Here is a 16,158-nt window from a genome sequence, read left to right as displayed (position 1 = left end):
GGTGCATGATTCAACGGCCTGTGAGCATGCGCCCGCCTAGTCCGATCAGCACGACGCCCACCACTGAATCGAGCGCGGCTTTGCGCCGAACGAGAAACTGCCGCACGGCGGGATGCGAGGCGAGCAAGGCCATCGTGCAATACCACCCGCACGAGATGGCGATGGCAATGACGACGACGGCCACTTCGAGCCAGCGCGGCGCACTGGCGGGCACCATCAACGCGAAGATGCTGCCGTAGAACGCAATGGCCTTCGGATTCGTCATGCTGACGACATAACCTTTTTTCGCCGCCGCCCAGCCCGATGCGCTCGCCTGCGCGCAAACCTCCATGGGGTGGCGCGCGGTGAGCAGCATTTTCACTCCGAGCCAGATCAGATAGCTCGCGCCCGCAATGCGTAGCCCGGCGCCGATCCATGCGACATGGGCCACGATCAGGCTCAACCCCGCCATGGCGATCCATGCCCAGGTGCCGGAGGCGGCGGCCAGCCCGAGCCCGGTCGCGAGACCGGCGCGCCGCGAAGCCACGGCCGTGGAGGTAACGATGACGAAATTCGGCCCCGGGCTGGCGACGCTCAGAAACAACACGCCCGAAAGCGCGAGCAGGACATTGAAATAATTCACGATGGCAGTTCCCTCGGCGAGGTTCGATGCGTCCGCAACCGACGCATTATTCACCCTCTCATGATACTCCGCGAGGCTACCGTGATCCCGCGGCACGGCGCTTGCGAAGCGGTGCCACATCACTCATGCAAGGCCGTCCACGCAAGGGCGTGGCCGTGACCTGCACGCACTTGCGCAGGAGTTTTCAAATGGGTTCATACGTCTCGCAGTCGCATCATGGCTTGCACGTGGGCACGCGCTCGCGCATCTGGATGACATGCGCCATGGCCGCGCTGGCCGGCCTGCTGTTCGGTCTCGACATCGGTGTCATCGCCGGCGCGCTGCCTTTCATCGCCAAAGACTTTCAGGTGAACGACCACGTTCAGGAGTGGATCGTCAGCTCGATGATGGTGGGCGCGGCGGCCGGCGCGGTCGCCGCCGGCTGGCTCTCGTTCCGGCTTGGACGTAAATATTCGCTGCTGCTCGGCGCGGCCCTTTTCATCGTTGGTTCGCTGTTGTGCGCGAGCGCGCCCAATCCCGCGTTCCTGATCGGCGCGCGCTTCGTGCTCGGTGTGGCCGTGGGCATCGCGACGTTCACTGCGCCGCTCTATTTATCGGAAATCGCGCCGGGGCAGGTGCGCGGCGCGATGGTGTCCGCGTATCAGTTGATGATCACGGTCGGCATCCTGATTGCGTTTCTCTCCGATACGGCCTTTTCGTCTTCCGGGGCGTGGCGATGGATGCTCGGCGTCGTGGCCATTCCGGCCGCACTGTTTCTGCTGGGCGTGCTGACGTTGCCGCGCAGCCCGCGCTGGCTCATGATGAAAGGCCGCACCGACGAAGCGCGCAAAGTGCTCAACAGCCTGCGAACCGAAACGGCGGCGGTGGAACAGGAGATGAAGGATATCGCGCGACAGCTCGAGGTCAAGGAACAAGGCTTCGCGCTCCTGCGCTCGAGCCGCGATTTCCGCCGCTCGCTGGCGCTGGGCATCACGCTCCAGGTCGTTCAGCAACTCACGGGCATTAACGTCGTCATGTATTACGCGCCGCGTATTTTCGGGCTCGCCGGCTACAGCGGACATCCGGCGCAGCTATGGGGCACCGTGATCGTGGGTGCGGTCAATGTGGTCGCCACGTTTATCGCCATCGGTCTCGTCGACCGTTGGGGCCGCCGTCCCATCCTGCTGACCGGCTTTAGCGTGATGACGTTCGGCATGGGCGCGCTGGGCTGGCTTCTCAAGCTCGGTGTTGCCACGCACGCGCAGCAGTTTCTGGCCGTGGCGATGCTGCTGGTGTTCATCGCCGGCTTCGCCATGTCGGCGGGGCCGATGATCTGGATTCTTTGCTCCGAAATCCAGCCGATCAAGGGGCGCGACTTCGGCATTGCGGCGTCGACGTTTACCAACTGGGTCGCCAATACGATTGTGGGCGCAACCTTTCTCACGATGCTCAACGCTTTCGGTCACGCACAGACGTTCTGGCTCTACGCGGCATTGAACGCGGCGTTTATTGCGTTCACGTTCTGGTTCGTGCCGGAAACGCGCGGCGTGCCGCTCGAAACGATCGAACAGAATTTGCTGGCGGGCAAGCCATTGCGCGAGATCGGGCGTTGACCAACCGCATGAACCCGCGCGGCGAAGTGGGCGGGCACGACGCTTGCAACCACTCTTGGCACTGCGTTTCGCCGCGCGCGACGCAATAACTCAAACCAGGGAATATGACCATGTATGCGACGAGACCTTGCACCACGACCTGCGTGATTGAAGACGCGCCCGTGACCTTTACGTTTTACCCCGATACCGGCGTGCTGCGCGTATGTGATGCCGTGGGCCACTGTCTGCGCGAGGACCGCTGGCACGGGAGCTGGGCGCAGCTTCTGGTCGCCATCCGCGAACTGAGCGGCGGCAGTTCGGTTGCGACGCCGCCCATCGCCAGGCCGGTTGAGGCTGTCGCCGCGCCGGCTAACGATATGCAGGCCGAAGCTGCTTGACGTAGCCAATCCGTCGAGGAAGGCATCTCGCCAGATAAGTCGGGAAAGATGGGTAGAGGAACGCGGCTTGCGTCAACCCAGAATCTCCACGAACGCCGCGCGCCGCCATGCTTCAGGAACGCCTCAACCCGCTCAAAAAAGCGCCGAAAGATAAAGCGGGCGGCAAGGACAATTCCGGCCAGAGTGCGCTGGTGCTCGGTGCGCTCGGCGTGGTGTTCGGCGACATCGGCACGAGCCCGATCTACGCGCTGCGCGAAGCCGTCCAGACGTTGCATTCCGAGGCACAGCCACTTGTGATGGGCGTGCTTTCCATGATCCTGTGGGCGGTGCTGATCGTCGTGGTGGTCAAGTACGCCTGCTTCGTCATGCGCGCCGATAACGAAGGCGAGGGCGGCATCGTAGCGCTTACGGCGCTCGTGCGTGGCGGGTTCGCTAAAGCAGGGCGCCCCGCGCCCCGGTTGCTGGTGCTCGCGGGCCTGGTCGGCGCGGCGATGTTCTACGGCGACGCGATGATCACGCCCGCTATTTCCGTGCTCTCCGCCGTGGAAGGGCTCAAGGAAATCAATCCCTCGTTCGACAGCGCCGTGCTGCCGGTTTCGCTGGCGATTCTCGTGGCGCTGTTCCTGTTCCAGTCGCGCGGCACCGCCGTTGTCGGGCGCACCTTCGGTCCCGTGATGGCGGTATGGTTCCTGAGCCTCGCGGCGGTGGGCATTTATCACATCGTGCTCTATCCCGCGATACTCGCCGCGGCGTCGCCGGTATGGGCTGTGCGGCTCGCGTTCGCGCATCCGGCGCTCGCATTCGGCGTGCTGGGCGCCGTGATTCTTGCGTTGACGGGCGCCGAGGCGCTCTACGCCGACATCGGCCATTTCGGCAAGCGTTCCATTCGCGTGGCGTTCTTTTGCATCGTGCTGCCCGCGATCGTCGCGGGTTATTTCGGTCAGGCCGCCACGGTGCTGTTCGAGCCGAACAGCGCCAGCCAGCCGTTCTTTCGCTCGGTGCCGCACTGGGCCCTCATTCCTGCGGTCGGCATCGCCATGCTCGCGACCATCATCGCTTCGCAGGCGGTGATTTCGGGCGCGTTTTCGATGACGAGTCAGGCCATTGAACTCGGCTTCCTGCCGCGCATGCGCACGATAGAAACTTCGAGCACGCGGCGCGGCCAGGTGTATGTTCCGGCGGTGAATGCGGGCCTGCTCGTGGCCGTAGTGTTTCTCGTGCTGTTCTTTCGCACCTCTGAACGCCTCACTTCGGCTTACGGCCTCGCGGTCGCGATGACGATGGTGACGACGTCGATGCAGATGCTGTCCGTATGCCGCGAAGTGTGGGGCTGGCCGCGCCTCGTCACGGTGCTCACGTGCGTGCCGCTGCTGATCGTGGACGGCCTGCTGCTCGCCGCGAATCTGCCAAAAATTCCCACGGGCGGCTGGTTTCCGGTCTCCGTGGGCGCGTTGCTGTTCATCACGATGAGCACCTGGAACCGGGGCCGCGAACTGGAGGCGCGTCATGCGGCTCGCGGCGAGTCGGTGGACGACTTTCTGCGCGGCATCTGCACCGCCGATCCAAAGCTGCCGCGCGTGCCGGGCACCGCGGTTTATCCAGGCAACGTGCCCGGCATGACGCCCGCCGCGCTGGTGAGCAACGTGCGGCACAATCATGTCCTGCACCGCACGGTGATCGTCTTCGCCAATGTTTCGGAGTCCGCACCACAGGCGAACGATGAAACGCGCATCGAAGCGCGCGATCTGGGCGCGGGCTGCTGGGAGATCGTCGCGCATCATGGGTTTGTGGAGCGGCCCAATCTCCCGCGCCTTTTGGCCTCGCTGCAAGGCCGGCTGGGCGACTGGCGGTTCGACCCGCATCAGACAACCTACTATCTGCCGCGCGACGAGGTGTTGCGCCAGCACGCTCAGCAGGACGTGAGCCGCTGGCGTGCGCGGCTCTTCGCGTTCATGTCGTATCACTGCACATCGAGCGCGGAGTATTACGGTCTCGCGCCCGGGCATGTGGTCGAACTGGGCGTGCAGGTGGCGCTTTGAGCGCCGTTTCTACCGCCGCTGTCACGCCGTGCCTGCCGCCGCCGAAAGCGTGGAGATAATCTCCGCGTTGAAGGCAGGCAGATCGTCGGGCTTGCGGCTCGTGATGAGATTGCCGTCGTGGACCATGGTCTCGTCGACCCACTTGCCGCCCGCGTTGCGAATGTCGTCCTGCAACGACGGCCAGCTCGTCATGGTGTGCCCCTTCACGATACCCGCCGAGACGGGCAACCACCCGCCGTGGCAGATCACGGCAATCGTCTTTTGGGCGTCGTTGGCGGCGCGCACGAACGCCTGCGCCTCCGGAATCAGGCGGATGGCGTCGCCGTTCACCACGCCGCCCGGCAGTACGACCGCGTCGTAATCGTCCGCCTTCGCGCCGTCGAGCGTGCGATCCACCTTCACCTTGCTGCCCTTGTCCACATGACGAAAGCCCTGAATTTCGCCGCTTTTCTGCGAAATGACGTCCACCTGTGCGCCTGCCTCCTGGAGGGCGCGGCGCGGCTCGGTAAGTTCGACTTCCTCGAATCCGTCCACGGCAAGGATTGCGACCTTGCAGTTGTCTAGCATGTTAGCCATTGCGATTTCCTCCGCATGTGAGACCGCATTTAAGACCGATTGAGATCGCTCTAAAGCGATCGAAACCTAGATTTTCCGGCGTTACGCCGGGCCTGCATGCATCCGCGTTGCAGCAAGGCGGATGCCGCGTGGCGCCGGCAAAACGAGCGCAAACAGACTCGGCGGCGGCATGGCGCTTGCGGAAGAGGAGATAAGCGTGGCGGCCATCAGCACCCGTCAGCACTCAGCACCCATCGGCGCGCCACGCAGCAGTTCCATCCACAACCTCAAGGAGAGCGAAATGAATGGATCGATCAAGCAACTGCTGGCCGGAGTCGTAATCGCAACGTGTTCGGCGGTGGCGCTCGCGCAAGGCGCCGGCGGGACAGCCGGCGGAGCCAACGGCGGTAGCAACGGAGTAGGCGCTGGCGGCGGCACGACGGGCGCGGCGGGCATCAATACGGCACGCCCGCCGGGAAGCGCGGCGGGCACCCGTTACAACAACAGCGGCTACGGCGCGCCGGGTACTACCGCAACGGGCGGCGGACAGGGAACGGGGACGGGCGCAGCACCTGCACCCGGAATGCACCCGAATACGCAGTATGACAACAGCAACGGCGCAATGGGTACGCAACCGAACGGCGGCGCGCAGGGAAGCCAGTAAGAACGGATTTACGTAGCCAAACCAGGCTGGGAAGAATGATGGGGAGTAAGCAGTAAAGGCGGCCGACGCGAACTGCGTTCGGCCGCCTTTTTTCATGGCCGTTTTTTTAGTCGATGACCTTGTTGCCGGTTTCCTCGAACAGGGAAACGGCGATCAGCGAAATCAGCACGCAGCCGATCATGTACCACGCGGGCGCCATCTTGCTGCCCGTCACATGGATGAGCCAGCCGGCCACGAGCTGGGCCGTGCCGCCGAATACCGATACGGCAATCGCGTACGCGCTCGACATGTACCCTGCGCGCAGATGCTTCGGAAAGTTCTCCGGCATCAGCGCATAAGCGGGTGCGGAGCCCATCGTGTAGAAGAGCATGAGCGCGATGAGCGCGCCGAGCACGACAGGCAGCGACGGAAAATGCGTCATGAGCCAGAACGCCGGGTACAGCAGCAGGATCAGCGCGATGCGCCCGATCACCGTGAGCGGCTTGCGGCGCCCCATGCGGTCCGACCAGGCACCGTAGATCGGACACATCACCAGCGAGATGGTGCTCGAAGCCACGCCCGCCAGTATCGACATCCTGGGTGGCAGTCCCAGGTACTGAATGCAGTAGGTCGGCATGTAGTACATCATGACGTACGTCGAAACCGACATGCCCATGATCGCGAAGATCGTGAGGAACCAGTTTCGCACGTACACGCCGCGCTTCGGATCATTGCGATCTGCAACCACACGCTGCGCCGGCGGCTCCTCGCGAATGTGCCTGCGCAGATAAATGCCGACAGGCGCGATCAGCGTGCCGAGCAGAAACGGAATGCGCCAGCCCCAGCTATGCATCGTTTCCGCCGAAAGCAGGAAGCCGAGGCTCGCCGCGAGTCCGGAGCCTAGCAGCGCCGCGGCGCCCTGGCTCGCCAGTTGCCAGCTCGCGCGAAAGCCGCGGCTGGCCTGTCCGCCCATTTCGAGCAGCGTGGCCGTTGCCGCGCCGAACTCGCCGCCTTGCGCAAAGCCCTGCACGAGGCGCGCGAGGACGATCAGGAGCGGCGCCGCGATACCGATCTGCGCGTAGGTCGGCGCAAGTCCGATGGACGCGGAACCCACCGCCATCAGCAAGATGGTGAGCGTGAGCGCCGGCTTGCGGCCCGCGCGGTCCGCGTAGCGGCCGAGCACGATGCCGCCGAGCGGCCGCATCACGAAGCCCACGGCGAACACCGCGAACGCGAGCAGCAGCGACGTGACCTGGCTGTCGGCGGGAAAGAACTGATGGCCGATCGTGAGCGCGAAATAGCTGTAGACCGTGAAGTCGAAGAATTCCAGCAGGTTGCCGATCACCGCCGCAAGAACGATCTTGCGCTGGTAGCCAGGCGAGAGCGAGGCTTCGTCGGCCGCTTTCAGAAGCGGTTCGGTCGCGGCGTTCATGCACGTTCCTTGCTGAGGAAGCGTTCGACCAGACGCGTCCAGAACGCGGCGCCAATGGTCAGATTCTCGTCGTTGAAGTCGTAGCGCGCGTTGTGCAGCATCGGCCGGCCTTCGCCATTGCCAAGGCGTACGAAGCAACCGGGGCGCTGCTGCAGGTAGTACGCGAAGTCCTCGCTGCCCGCGATCGGCGGGAACGGCGCGATGACGTGCTCCGGCCCGACCAGTTCCTCGGCCACCTGGCGTGCGAATTCGGTTTCGGCTTCGCTGTTGATAAGCACCGGATAGCCGCGGATGAATTCGATGTCCACCGTCGCGCCGTAGCTTTGCGCCTGCGCCGCGACGAGCGCGCGGATGCGCGCTTCGAGCGTCGCGCGCACTTCGGGCGAGAACGAGCGCACGCTCATTTCGAGCACGGCGTCTTCGGGAATCACGTTCGGCGCATGGCCCGAGCGGAAGGCGCCCACGGTCACGACCGCCGCTTCGTTCGGATCGACGTTGCGCGACACCACCGATTGCAAAGCCATCACGATGCTGCTGCCCACGAGCACCGGGTCCACGGCCAGATGCGGGCGCGCGGCGTGGCCGCCCTTGCCGTGCACGCGCAGTTTGACGGTATCGCACGCGGCCATGAGCGGACCGGCGCGGAAACCGAACGTGCCGGTGGGCACGCCCGGATGATTATGCAGGCCGAAAATCGCTTCGCAGGGGAAGCGCTCGAACAGGCCGTCGGCGATCATGCGTTCGGCGCCGCTGTCCGAGCCGGCTTCCTCGGCGGGCTGGAAGATCAGGTGGACGGTGCCGTCGAAATTGCGTGTTCTGGCGAGCTGGCGCGCCGCGCCGAGCAGGACCGTGGTGTGGCCGTCGTGGCCGCACGCGTGCATCTTGCCCTCGTGAACGCTCGCGTAGTCGAGGCCGGTAAGCTCCTGGATCGGCAGGGCGTCCATGTCGGCGCGCACGCCCACGGTGCGCGCGCTCGTGCCCGCCTTGAGCGATGCCACCACGCCGTGGCCGCCCACCTGGCGCGCGACTTCGTAGCCCCACGATTCGAGCTTGTCCGCGACGAAGCGCGACGTGTCGACTTCCTCGTACGACAGTTCCGGGTGCTTGTGGAGGTGATGACGGATTTCGTCGAGTTCCGATCGGGCTTCGGCCAGGTCGGCGACTTCGCAGTAATGGTGCTCGCTCACGGGGGACTCCTTTATTGGAATAGGTTTGGGCAAATGCCGAAGGCCGAGTATTGCATCGCCGAAAACCTCGACCGATGACGGAAAAGCACCGAAAATGTTGACTTGTGGTCAACGGTCGATTGTCGCGGCGCAGCAAGGCGGCGCGCGAAAGGAGCGATGCGGTGCGGGGAAAGGCAGAGCGGGAAGATGCGGCGCGAGGCACGATCGACGATATCGGCGAGCGGCCGCTGCGCTATCTGGCCGAAATTGCGGCGGCGGGCGGTGTGCGTCTGGCCGCCGAGGCGTTGGGCATCAACGCCTCGGTCATCAGCCGCCAGGTGGCGGCGCTGGAGCGGCGGCTGCGCTTTCCGCTGATCGAGCGGCGCGGTCGCAACGTGGCCGTGACCGAAATCGGCCAGGTGCTCGTGGATCATTATCGCGACGGGCAACGTCGTCAGCGCGATCTGGCCGCTCGCCTGGAGGAGTACCGGCACCTGAGGCGCGGCCGCGTGGCGCTGGGCGTGGGCGAGGGTTTCATCGGCAATCTGATCGCGCGGGCGCTTCAGCGGTTTTCGATGACGTACCCCGACATTCTCGTGGAAATCCGCTCGGGGCCCACGCCGGTCGTGCTGTCGCTCGTGCGCGACGACGTGGTCGATATCGGCCTGTGCACGCGCACTTCCGACGACCCCGCCATGCGCATTCATCCGTTCGCGTCGCGGCCGCTATGCGCGCTGGTTGCGCCCTCGCACCGCTTTGCGAAGATGCCCAAGGTGGCGCCCGCCGAACTCGCCGGCGAGCGCCTGATCTTCATGACCGAATCGTTCGGCGTGCAGCACTTCGTGCAGTCGCTGTTCGACGATGCGCGTCTGAACGTGATGCCTGCGTATCGCGTGGATCTTTTCAACACGGCGCAGACGCTCGCGGCCGCCGGGTTGGGCGTGGCGTTCATGTCGTCGATCACGGCGCGCCGCGGCATCGATCTGGGCGAACTGGCGGCCGTGCCGATCGATCATCCGATCGCGGCGGGTTTTTCGAGCCAGATGGTGACGCGCGTAGGCCGCAGACTTTCGCCCGCCGCCGACCACCTGAGGAAGCAGCTTGCGCAGAGTTTTCTGGAGTCGGCGGCGCAGTAGTGCGATGTTGTTGCGGGCTTCTATTCCTGCGCCGAAGGCGTATCCCCAATCCTCAGCACCGCATCGCGCTTGGCGAGCAGATGCTGCCGCAAGATCGCAGCGAGCCGCTTGCCGTCTCGCGCGTCGAGCGCTTCGAGCATTTCGGTGTGCTCATTTATCGCGCGATCCCACTTCGGCGTCTCGAAGTTCGAGCGAAAGCGCAGCGCCTGCAAGCGGCGGTTCACGGCGATATACGTTTGCCGCAGCGCCGAATTGCGCGCCGCTTCGTTGATCTTGTCGTGTATCGCCTGGTTGCGGCTGTAGTAACCGGCCAGATCGTTCTGTGCGCGGCAGGCGAGCATCGCGTAGTGCAGCGCCTTGATCTCGGCGATTTCGGCTGCGGTGATCCGCTCGCACGCCAGTTCGCCCGAAAACGCTTCGAGCCCGCTCATGAGTTCGAAGGTCTCGCGCAATTCCGCTTCCGACATCTTCGAGACCGAGGCGCCGCGATTCGGCGAAATCTCGATCAGCCCTTCGGACGCCAGCACTTTCAGCGCTTCGCGCAGCGGCGTGCGCGAAATGCCCAGGGTTTCGCATAGCTCGCGTTCGTTGAGCTTGCGTCCGGCCTCGAGCACGCCTTCCACGATGAACCGCCGCAAATGATCGACGACGGTGTCATGAAGTTGCTGACGCGGAATGGGCGGCAACTCGGGGCTGATTGCCGGACTAATGGCGGAGGCGTTCAGGTTCAGGTTTTGCATGCAAAAGGCATTTCAATCGGTTTCTGCGAATTCTAGCCCAAGGACGGGACCCTAAAGAAGCAGGCTGGCCTTGGGGTAAACCACGTCGGAATTGTTTGTCCGTCAGACGGCTGAGTGGATTATAGTTTTTTGCATGCAAAATTCAAACAGGAGCGATTGCATGTTGAAGCTCGATTTTCATCCCGCCGGCCGCCACTTCCTGCAGATTCCCGGCCCGAGCCCGGTGCCCGATCGCATCCTGCACGCGATGAGCTACCCGACCATCGACCATCGCGGCCCCGAGTTCGGCGTGCTTGGGCTCAAGGTGCTCGACGGTATCAAGAAGATCTTCAAGACGCAGCGGCCAGTGGTGATCTACCCGGCTTCGGGCACCGGGGCGTGGGAAGCCGCGCTCGCCAATACGCTGAGTCCAGGCGACGCGGTGCTGATGTTCGAAACGGGTCATTTCGCGACGTTATGGAAGCAGATGGCCGAGCGCCTTGGCCTGAAGCCCGAATTTCTCGGCCTGCCGGGCATTGAAGGCTGGCGGCGCGGCGTGCAGGCCGACATGATCGAAAAGCGTCTGCGTGAAGATGCGGGCCACGCCATCAAGGCGGTTTGCGTGGTGCACAACGAGACTTCGACCGGCGTGACCTCGGACATTGCCGCGGTGCGCCGCGCGATCGACGCCGCCGGGCACCCGGCGCTGCTGCTCGTGGACACGATTTCCGGCCTCGCGAGCGCGGATTACCGGCACGACGAATGGGGCGTGGACGTGACCGTCTCCGGCTCGCAAAAGGGTCTCATGCTGCCGCCTGGCATCAGCTTCAATGCGGTTTCGGCGAAGGCGCTGGCTGCCAGCGAGCATGCAAAGCTGCCGCGCAGCTTCTGGGGCTGGGCCGAGATCATCGAAATGAACAAGAGCGGCTACTGGCCGTACACGCCCAACACGAATCTGCTCTACGGACTTTCCGAAGCGCTCGACATGCTGCAGGACGAAGGGCTCGACAACGTGTTCGCGCGGCACCAGCGGCTGGGCGAGGCGTGCCGCCGAGCGGTGCGCGCGTGGGGTCTCGAGATCCAGTGCGCCGACCCCGCTGTTTACAGCCCTGTGCTGACCGGCGTGATGATGCCCGAAGGCGTGGACGCGGATGCGGTTCGCAAGATCATCTACGAGCGCTTCGATCTTTCGCTTGGCACGGGGCTCGGCAAGGTGAAGGGGCGCATGTTCCGCATCGGGCACCTGGGCGACTGCAACGATCTTACGTTGCTGGCGGCGCTAGCCGGCTGCGAGATGGGTCTGCGCATTGCGAATGTGCCTTTGAAGGACAGCGGCTTGCCCGCCGCGATGGAATATCTCGCGGCGCAGCCCAACGTGATGTCGCTGAAAGCAGCCTGAAACAAGGGCCTTTTGCGCATGCCGCGCACGGGGCGCGGCATGACGGACGCGGTTCTCAAGTTGTGCCAGGTTGTTCCCATGCCGGACGCCCCCTGCAAGAAGGGCGATGCGGCCGATAGAACCAGCAACGGAGACAGACGATGAAACGGTATCGATTGACGAGCGCGAGCAGCATCGTGCTGATCATGCTCTGCATCATGTACTTCATCACCTACCTCGATCGTGTGAACGTGAGCACGGCGGCGGCGGGCTTCGGCAAGGAGTTCCAGCTAACGCACACCCAGGTGGGGCTGGTTTTTTCGGCGTTTGCGTATCCGTATCTGCTGTTTCAGATCATCGGCGGCTGGGTGAGCGATCGCTTCGGCGCGCGCCGCACGTTGCTTTTTTGCGGCGCGCTGTGGGGCGTGGCGACGGTGCTCACGGGCATGGCCGGCGGCCTCTTCACGCTGCTCGCCGCGCGCCTGTTGCTCGGTTTCGGTGAGGGCGCAACGTTTCCCGCATCGACCTCGGCCATGTCGCGCTGGGTCGCGAAGGAGCGGCGCGGGTTCGCGCAGGGCGTCACGCACTCCGCGTCGCGCATCGGCAATGCGGTGGCGCCCGCCTTGGTGGTGCTGGTGATGGCGCGCTACGGCTGGCGCGAATCGTTCTTCGTGTGCGGCGCGCTCAGCTTGATTTGGGTCGTGGCGTGGGCGTTCACGTTCACCGAAAACCCGAAGGATCACCCGCGCATCACCGAGACCGAACTCGCGATTCTGCCGCCGCCCAAGCCGCGCGTAACGGGCCTGCCGTGGATGGCGCTCTTCAGGCGCATGATTCCGGTGACGATTGTCTACTTCTGCTACGGCTGGACGCTGTGGCTGTTTCTTAGCTGGATTCCGCAGTACTTCCTGCACAACTATCACCTGCAATTGGGCAAGTCGGCGATCTTCGCCTCCGTCGTGTTCCTCGCGGGCGTGGTGGGCGACACGCTCGGCGGCCTCGTGACCGACTGGCTCTTCAAGCGCACGGGCAACCTCAAGCGCGCACGTAGCTGGATGGTATCGGTCTGCATGCTCATTACGCTGATCGTCTTAGTGCCGCTGATGTTCGTGCACAATCCCGTCATTTCCATGGCGTGCCTGGCAGCGGGCTTCTTCTTTGCCGAAATGACCATCGGGCCGATGTGGGCGATTCCCATGGACATCGCGCCGGAATTTTCGGGCACGGCGAGCGGCATGATGAACACGGGCTCCGCGCTGGCCGCGATCATCTCGCCCGTGGTGGGCGGCTTTCTGATCGACCGCTTCGGCAACTGGGATCTGCCGTTCGTGGGCAGCATGGTGTTGATGGGATGCGGCGTGATTCTCGCGTTCCGCATGCAGCCCGACAGCCGCTTCGAACTGGGCAAGAAAACCGAAGAACCTGCGGGCTCTCATCAAGGAGTGTGAACGGCGATGGATGGCGCACGGACTTCGGGCATGCTGGTCAAACCTGTTCATCTGGTTCCTTCGAGCGCGGGCCATGGCTCGCCGCTCGCGCGTCGCCTGCGTGAAGCCATGCGCGGCGACGTATTCTTCGACACCGCGAGCCGCGGCCGCTATGCAACCGATGCGTCGATCTACCAGATCATGCCCATCGGCGTGGTGGCGCCGCGCGATCAGGACGATCTGCGCGCCGCGCTGGAAGTGGCGCGCGTGGAGCATGCGCCGGTGCTCGCGCGCGGCGCGGGCACGAGCCAGTGCGGGCAGACCGTGGGCGAAGCGCTCGTAATCGACACGTCGAAGTGGCTCAACAACATCGTCGATTTCGATGCCGATGCGCGTACCGTGACGGTCGAGCCCGGCGTCGTGCTCGATCATCTGAACGCATGGCTCAAGCCGCACGGGCTATGGTTTCCCGTGGACGTTTCGACGGCCGCGCAATGCACGATCGGCGGCATGGCGGGCAACAACTCGTGCGGCTCGCGCTCGATCGAATACGGCAACATGGTGCACAACGTGCTCGGCATCGACGCGATTCTCGCGGACGGCAGCGAGGCGCGTTTCCAGTCCCTGAAAATGCCGCACGAAGGCGCGCGGCTGGCGGCGCTCCTTGAGGGCGTGCAGCGCATCGCCACGCGCGAGCGCGGCGAGATTGCCGAACGCATGCCGAAAGTGCTGCGCCGCGTGGCCGGCTACAACATCGACCTGTTCGATTGCCAGAACCCGCTCGCGTATACCGACGACGGCGCGGCGAATCTCGCGCATCTGCTCGTGGGCTCCGAAGGCACGCTCGCCTTCAGCCGGCAAATCACGCTGAAGCTCGCACCGCTGCCCGCGCATAAAACGCTGGGCGTGGTGAGCTTTCCGACCTTCTGGCAGGCGATGGACTCGGCGCAGCACATCGTCAAGCTCAAGCCGACCGCGGTCGAACTGGTCGATCGCACGATGATCGAACTCGCGCTCGGTAATCCGGGCTTTAAGCCGGTAATCGAAAAGGCGCTGGTGGGCAGGCCCGATGCGATCCTGCTGGTCGAATTCGCCGGCGACGAACGCGAGACGCAGGTGCGCCGCCTCGACGGTCTGGTGGAACTGATGGGCGACCTCGGCCTGCCGGCTTCGGTCGTGAAGATGACCGATGCGAACGAGCAGAAGGCGCTCTGGGAGGTGCGCAAGGCGGGGCTGAACATCATGATGAGCATGAAGGGCGACGGCAAGCCCGTCTCGTTCATCGAGGACTGCGCCGTGCCGCTCGAACATCTCGCGCAGTACACGAGCCGTCTGACCGAAATCTTCCATCAGCATGGCACCGAAGGCACGTGGTACGCGCACGCGAGCGTCGGCACGCTGCACGTGCGGCCGATTCTCGACATGCGCCGCGACGGCGCGGCGAAAATGCGCGCGATAGGCGAAGCCGCGGCGGAACTCGTGCGCGAGTACAAAGGCGCGTTTTCGGGCGAGCACGGCGACGGCCTGTGCCGCGGCGAATGGATTGCCTGGCAGTACGGACCGAAGATCAACGCCGCGTTTGCGGAAATCAAGCAGCTTTTCGATCCCGAGAATCGCTTCAATCCCGACAAGATCGTGCGCCCGCCGAAGATGGACGACGCGAAACTGTTTCGCTTTGCGCCGGGATACCGCGAGCGTCAGATGCGGCCGGTGCTCGACTGGTCGGCGTGGGATGTGAACCGCGATCCGCTGACGGGCGCGCAAACGCCGCCCGGCAGCGGCGACGACCTGACCGGCGGCCTCGCGAAAGCGGTGGAGATGTGCAACAACAACGGCCACTGCCGCAAGTTCGACGCGGGCACGATGTGCCCGAGCTATCGCGTGACGAAGGACGAAAAGCACGTGACCCGCGGCCGCGCGAACACGTTGCGGCTTGCGATTTCGGGGCAGCTTGGCGAAGACGGGCTCGCGAGCGCAGACGTGAAAGAGACGCTCGAACTGTGCGTTTCGTGCAAGGGCTGCAAGCGCGACTGCCCGACCGGCGTGGACATGGCGAAGCTGAAGATCGAAGCGCGCGCGGCGTGGAATGCGACGCACGGCCTGAAGCTGCGCGAGAAGATGATTGCGTTTTTACCGCGCTACGCGCGTAGCGTGGCGAAATTGGGCGGTTTGGCGGCTGCTGGTGAACGGCTTCCGCTGATATCAGCCTGGACGAAGCGCGCGCTCGGCGTCGCGCCGCAACGCTCGCTGCCGCAGTTCCGGCCGTCTTTCCTCGCGGGGATGGCGGCCGCGAAGCCGGACCCAGCAGCGGCAACGAAGGAGGTCGTGCTGTTCGTCGATACGTTCAACGACAATTTCGAACCTGAAAACGCGCGCTCCGCGCAACGGGTGCTCGAAGCGGCCGGCTATTTCGTGCATTTCAACGTGCGCGCACAGGAGCGCCCGCTATGCTGCGGCCGCACGTTCCTCGCGGCGGGTCTGGTGGACGAGGCGAAGCGCGAGGCCCGGCGCCTGCTCGACACGCTCATGCCGTTCGTGGCGCGCGGCGTTTCGATTGTCGGGCTCGAACCTTCGTGCCTGCTCTCGATGCGCGACGAGTTCCTGCAATACGGTTACGGCGACGAGGCGCGCGAACTCTCGGCGGCTGCCTTTCTGTTCGAGGAATTTCTCGTGCGCGAGCAAGGCGCGGGCCGGTTCCATCTGGCCTTGCACAAGCTCGATGCCCCGCGTGCGTGGGTGCACGGCCACTGTCACCAGAAGGCGTTCGACGCCTTCCGGCCCGTGCTTACCGTGCTTGGCTGGATTCCGGGGCTGGACGTAAAGCCCATCGAATCGTCGTGCTGCGGGATGGCGGGCAGCTTCGGCTACGAAGCAGAGCACTACGAAGCATCGCTGGCGATGGCCGAGCTTTCGCTGTTGCCCGCCGTGCGCCAGGCCGGGCGCGGCGATCTCGTCGTGGCGGATGGCACGAGTTGCCGCCACCAGATCCACGACGGCGCGAACGCCACGGCGCTGCACGTGGCGAGAGTGCTGGAAATGGCGATGCGCTAATGCGTCAGTACGCTATTCGGT

The 16,158-nt window shown here is 64.5% G+C and carries 13 protein-coding genes; 8 read left to right on the top strand and 5 right to left on the bottom strand.

The window, feature by feature from the left end:
• Positions 1-10 precede the first annotated feature (10 nt).
• Positions 11-622 carry a LysE family translocator gene (locus tag U5768_RS29320; RefSeq protein ID WP_415913995.1) on the bottom strand — a complete coding sequence of 204 codons (612 nt, stop codon included), beginning with the start codon at positions 620-622 and terminating at the stop codon, positions 11-13.
• 188 nt (positions 623-810) lie between these two features.
• On the opposite strand from U5768_RS29320, the gene U5768_RS29315 reads away from it, so the two are divergent.
• From U5768_RS29315 to U5768_RS29305, 3 genes are all read left to right on the top strand, one after another.
• Positions 811-2,214 (top strand): sugar porter family MFS transporter, encoded by a 1,404-nt coding sequence (locus U5768_RS29315; RefSeq protein ID WP_322033812.1) that lies wholly within the window; start codon positions 811-813, stop codon positions 2,212-2,214.
• 161 nt (positions 2,215-2,375) lie between these two features.
• On the top strand, positions 2,376-2,591 hold the full coding sequence (locus tag U5768_RS29310) for a hypothetical protein (protein WP_415913994.1): 216 nt from the start codon (positions 2,376-2,378) through the stop codon (positions 2,589-2,591).
• Positions 2,592-2,698: 107 nt separating this feature from the next.
• Complete coding sequence (locus U5768_RS29305; RefSeq protein WP_322033810.1) at positions 2,699-4,630, top strand: potassium transporter Kup; 1,932 nt, start codon at positions 2,699-2,701, stop codon at positions 4,628-4,630.
• Between the two features lie 21 nt (positions 4,631-4,651).
• Here the strand turns inward: U5768_RS29305 and U5768_RS29300 are convergent, their stop codons facing one another.
• Positions 4,652-5,206 (bottom strand): type 1 glutamine amidotransferase domain-containing protein, encoded by a 555-nt coding sequence (locus tag U5768_RS29300; RefSeq protein WP_322033809.1) that lies wholly within the window; start codon positions 5,204-5,206, stop codon positions 4,652-4,654.
• A gap of 280 nt (positions 5,207-5,486) precedes the next feature.
• On the opposite strand from U5768_RS29300, the gene U5768_RS29295 reads away from it, so the two are divergent.
• Positions 5,487-5,849 carry a hypothetical protein gene (locus U5768_RS29295; protein ID WP_322033808.1) on the top strand — a complete coding sequence of 121 codons (363 nt, stop codon included), beginning with the start codon at positions 5,487-5,489 and terminating at the stop codon, positions 5,847-5,849.
• Positions 5,850-5,955: 106 nt separating this feature from the next.
• Here the strand turns inward: U5768_RS29295 and U5768_RS29290 are convergent, their stop codons facing one another.
• Both U5768_RS29290 and U5768_RS29285 read right to left on the bottom strand, forming a co-directional pair.
• Entirely contained in the window at positions 5,956-7,260 is a 1,305-nt protein-coding gene (locus U5768_RS29290) for an MFS transporter (protein ID WP_322033807.1), read from the bottom strand.
• On the bottom strand, positions 7,257-8,447 hold the full coding sequence (locus U5768_RS29285) for a M20 aminoacylase family protein (RefSeq protein ID WP_322033806.1): 1,191 nt from the start codon (positions 8,445-8,447) through the stop codon (positions 7,257-7,259). Before U5768_RS29285 ends, U5768_RS29290 begins: the two co-directional genes overlap by 4 nt.
• 161 nt (positions 8,448-8,608) lie before the next feature.
• On the opposite strand from U5768_RS29285, the gene U5768_RS29280 reads away from it, so the two are divergent.
• Positions 8,609-9,562 (top strand): LysR family transcriptional regulator, encoded by a 954-nt coding sequence (locus U5768_RS29280; protein WP_322033805.1) that lies wholly within the window; start codon positions 8,609-8,611, stop codon positions 9,560-9,562.
• Positions 9,563-9,582: 20 nt separating this feature from the next.
• On the opposite strand, the gene U5768_RS29275 is transcribed toward U5768_RS29280, so the two are convergent.
• On the bottom strand, positions 9,583-10,302 hold the full coding sequence (locus U5768_RS29275; protein WP_322033804.1) for a GntR family transcriptional regulator: 720 nt from the start codon (positions 10,300-10,302) through the stop codon (positions 9,583-9,585).
• Positions 10,303-10,462: 160 nt separating this feature from the next.
• On the opposite strand from U5768_RS29275, the gene U5768_RS29270 reads away from it, so the two are divergent.
• The 3 genes from U5768_RS29270 to U5768_RS29260 all read left to right on the top strand — a co-directional run bounded on the left by U5768_RS29270 (position 10,463) and on the right by U5768_RS29260 (position 16,137).
• Positions 10,463-11,680, top strand: coding sequence for a pyridoxal-phosphate-dependent aminotransferase family protein (locus tag U5768_RS29270; RefSeq protein WP_322033803.1), 1,218 nt, complete (start codon positions 10,463-10,465; stop codon positions 11,678-11,680).
• 140 nt (positions 11,681-11,820) lie between these two features.
• Complete coding sequence (locus tag U5768_RS29265) at positions 11,821-13,107, top strand: MFS transporter (RefSeq protein ID WP_322033802.1); 1,287 nt, start codon at positions 11,821-11,823, stop codon at positions 13,105-13,107.
• A 30-nt stretch (positions 13,108-13,137) separates the two neighbouring features.
• Complete coding sequence (locus U5768_RS29260; protein ID WP_322033801.1) at positions 13,138-16,137, top strand: FAD-binding and (Fe-S)-binding domain-containing protein; 3,000 nt, start codon at positions 13,138-13,140, stop codon at positions 16,135-16,137.
• Positions 16,138-16,158 lie beyond the last annotated feature (21 nt).

Origin of the sequence: Paraburkholderia sp. J76, assembly GCF_905220295.1 — a bacterium.
Classification (GTDB): Bacteria; Pseudomonadota; Gammaproteobacteria; order Burkholderiales; family Burkholderiaceae; genus Paraburkholderia.
This window is presented reverse-complemented; position numbering and strand designations above follow the sequence as displayed.

Coding starts and splice junctions, on each gene's coding strand:
- U5768_RS29260 (WP_322033801.1), top strand. CDS start 13,138: ATGCTGGTCAAACCTGTTCATCTGGTTCCTTCGAGCGCGGGCCATGGC.
- U5768_RS29275 (WP_322033804.1), bottom strand. CDS start 10,302: ATGCAAAACCTGAACCTGAACGCCTCCGCCATTAGTCCGGCAATCAGC.
- U5768_RS29300 (WP_322033809.1), bottom strand. CDS start 5,206: ATGGCTAACATGCTAGACAACTGCAAGGTCGCAATCCTTGCCGTGGAC.
- U5768_RS29265 (WP_322033802.1), top strand. CDS start 11,821: ATGAAACGGTATCGATTGACGAGCGCGAGCAGCATCGTGCTGATCATG.
- U5768_RS29305 (WP_322033810.1), top strand. CDS start 2,699: ATGCTTCAGGAACGCCTCAACCCGCTCAAAAAAGCGCCGAAAGATAAA.
- U5768_RS29270 (WP_322033803.1), top strand. CDS start 10,463: ATGTTGAAGCTCGATTTTCATCCCGCCGGCCGCCACTTCCTGCAGATT.
- U5768_RS29290 (WP_322033807.1), bottom strand. CDS start 7,260: ATGAACGCCGCGACCGAACCGCTTCTGAAAGCGGCCGACGAAGCCTCG.
- U5768_RS29295 (WP_322033808.1), top strand. CDS start 5,487: ATGAATGGATCGATCAAGCAACTGCTGGCCGGAGTCGTAATCGCAACG.
- U5768_RS29315 (WP_322033812.1), top strand. CDS start 811: ATGGGTTCATACGTCTCGCAGTCGCATCATGGCTTGCACGTGGGCACG.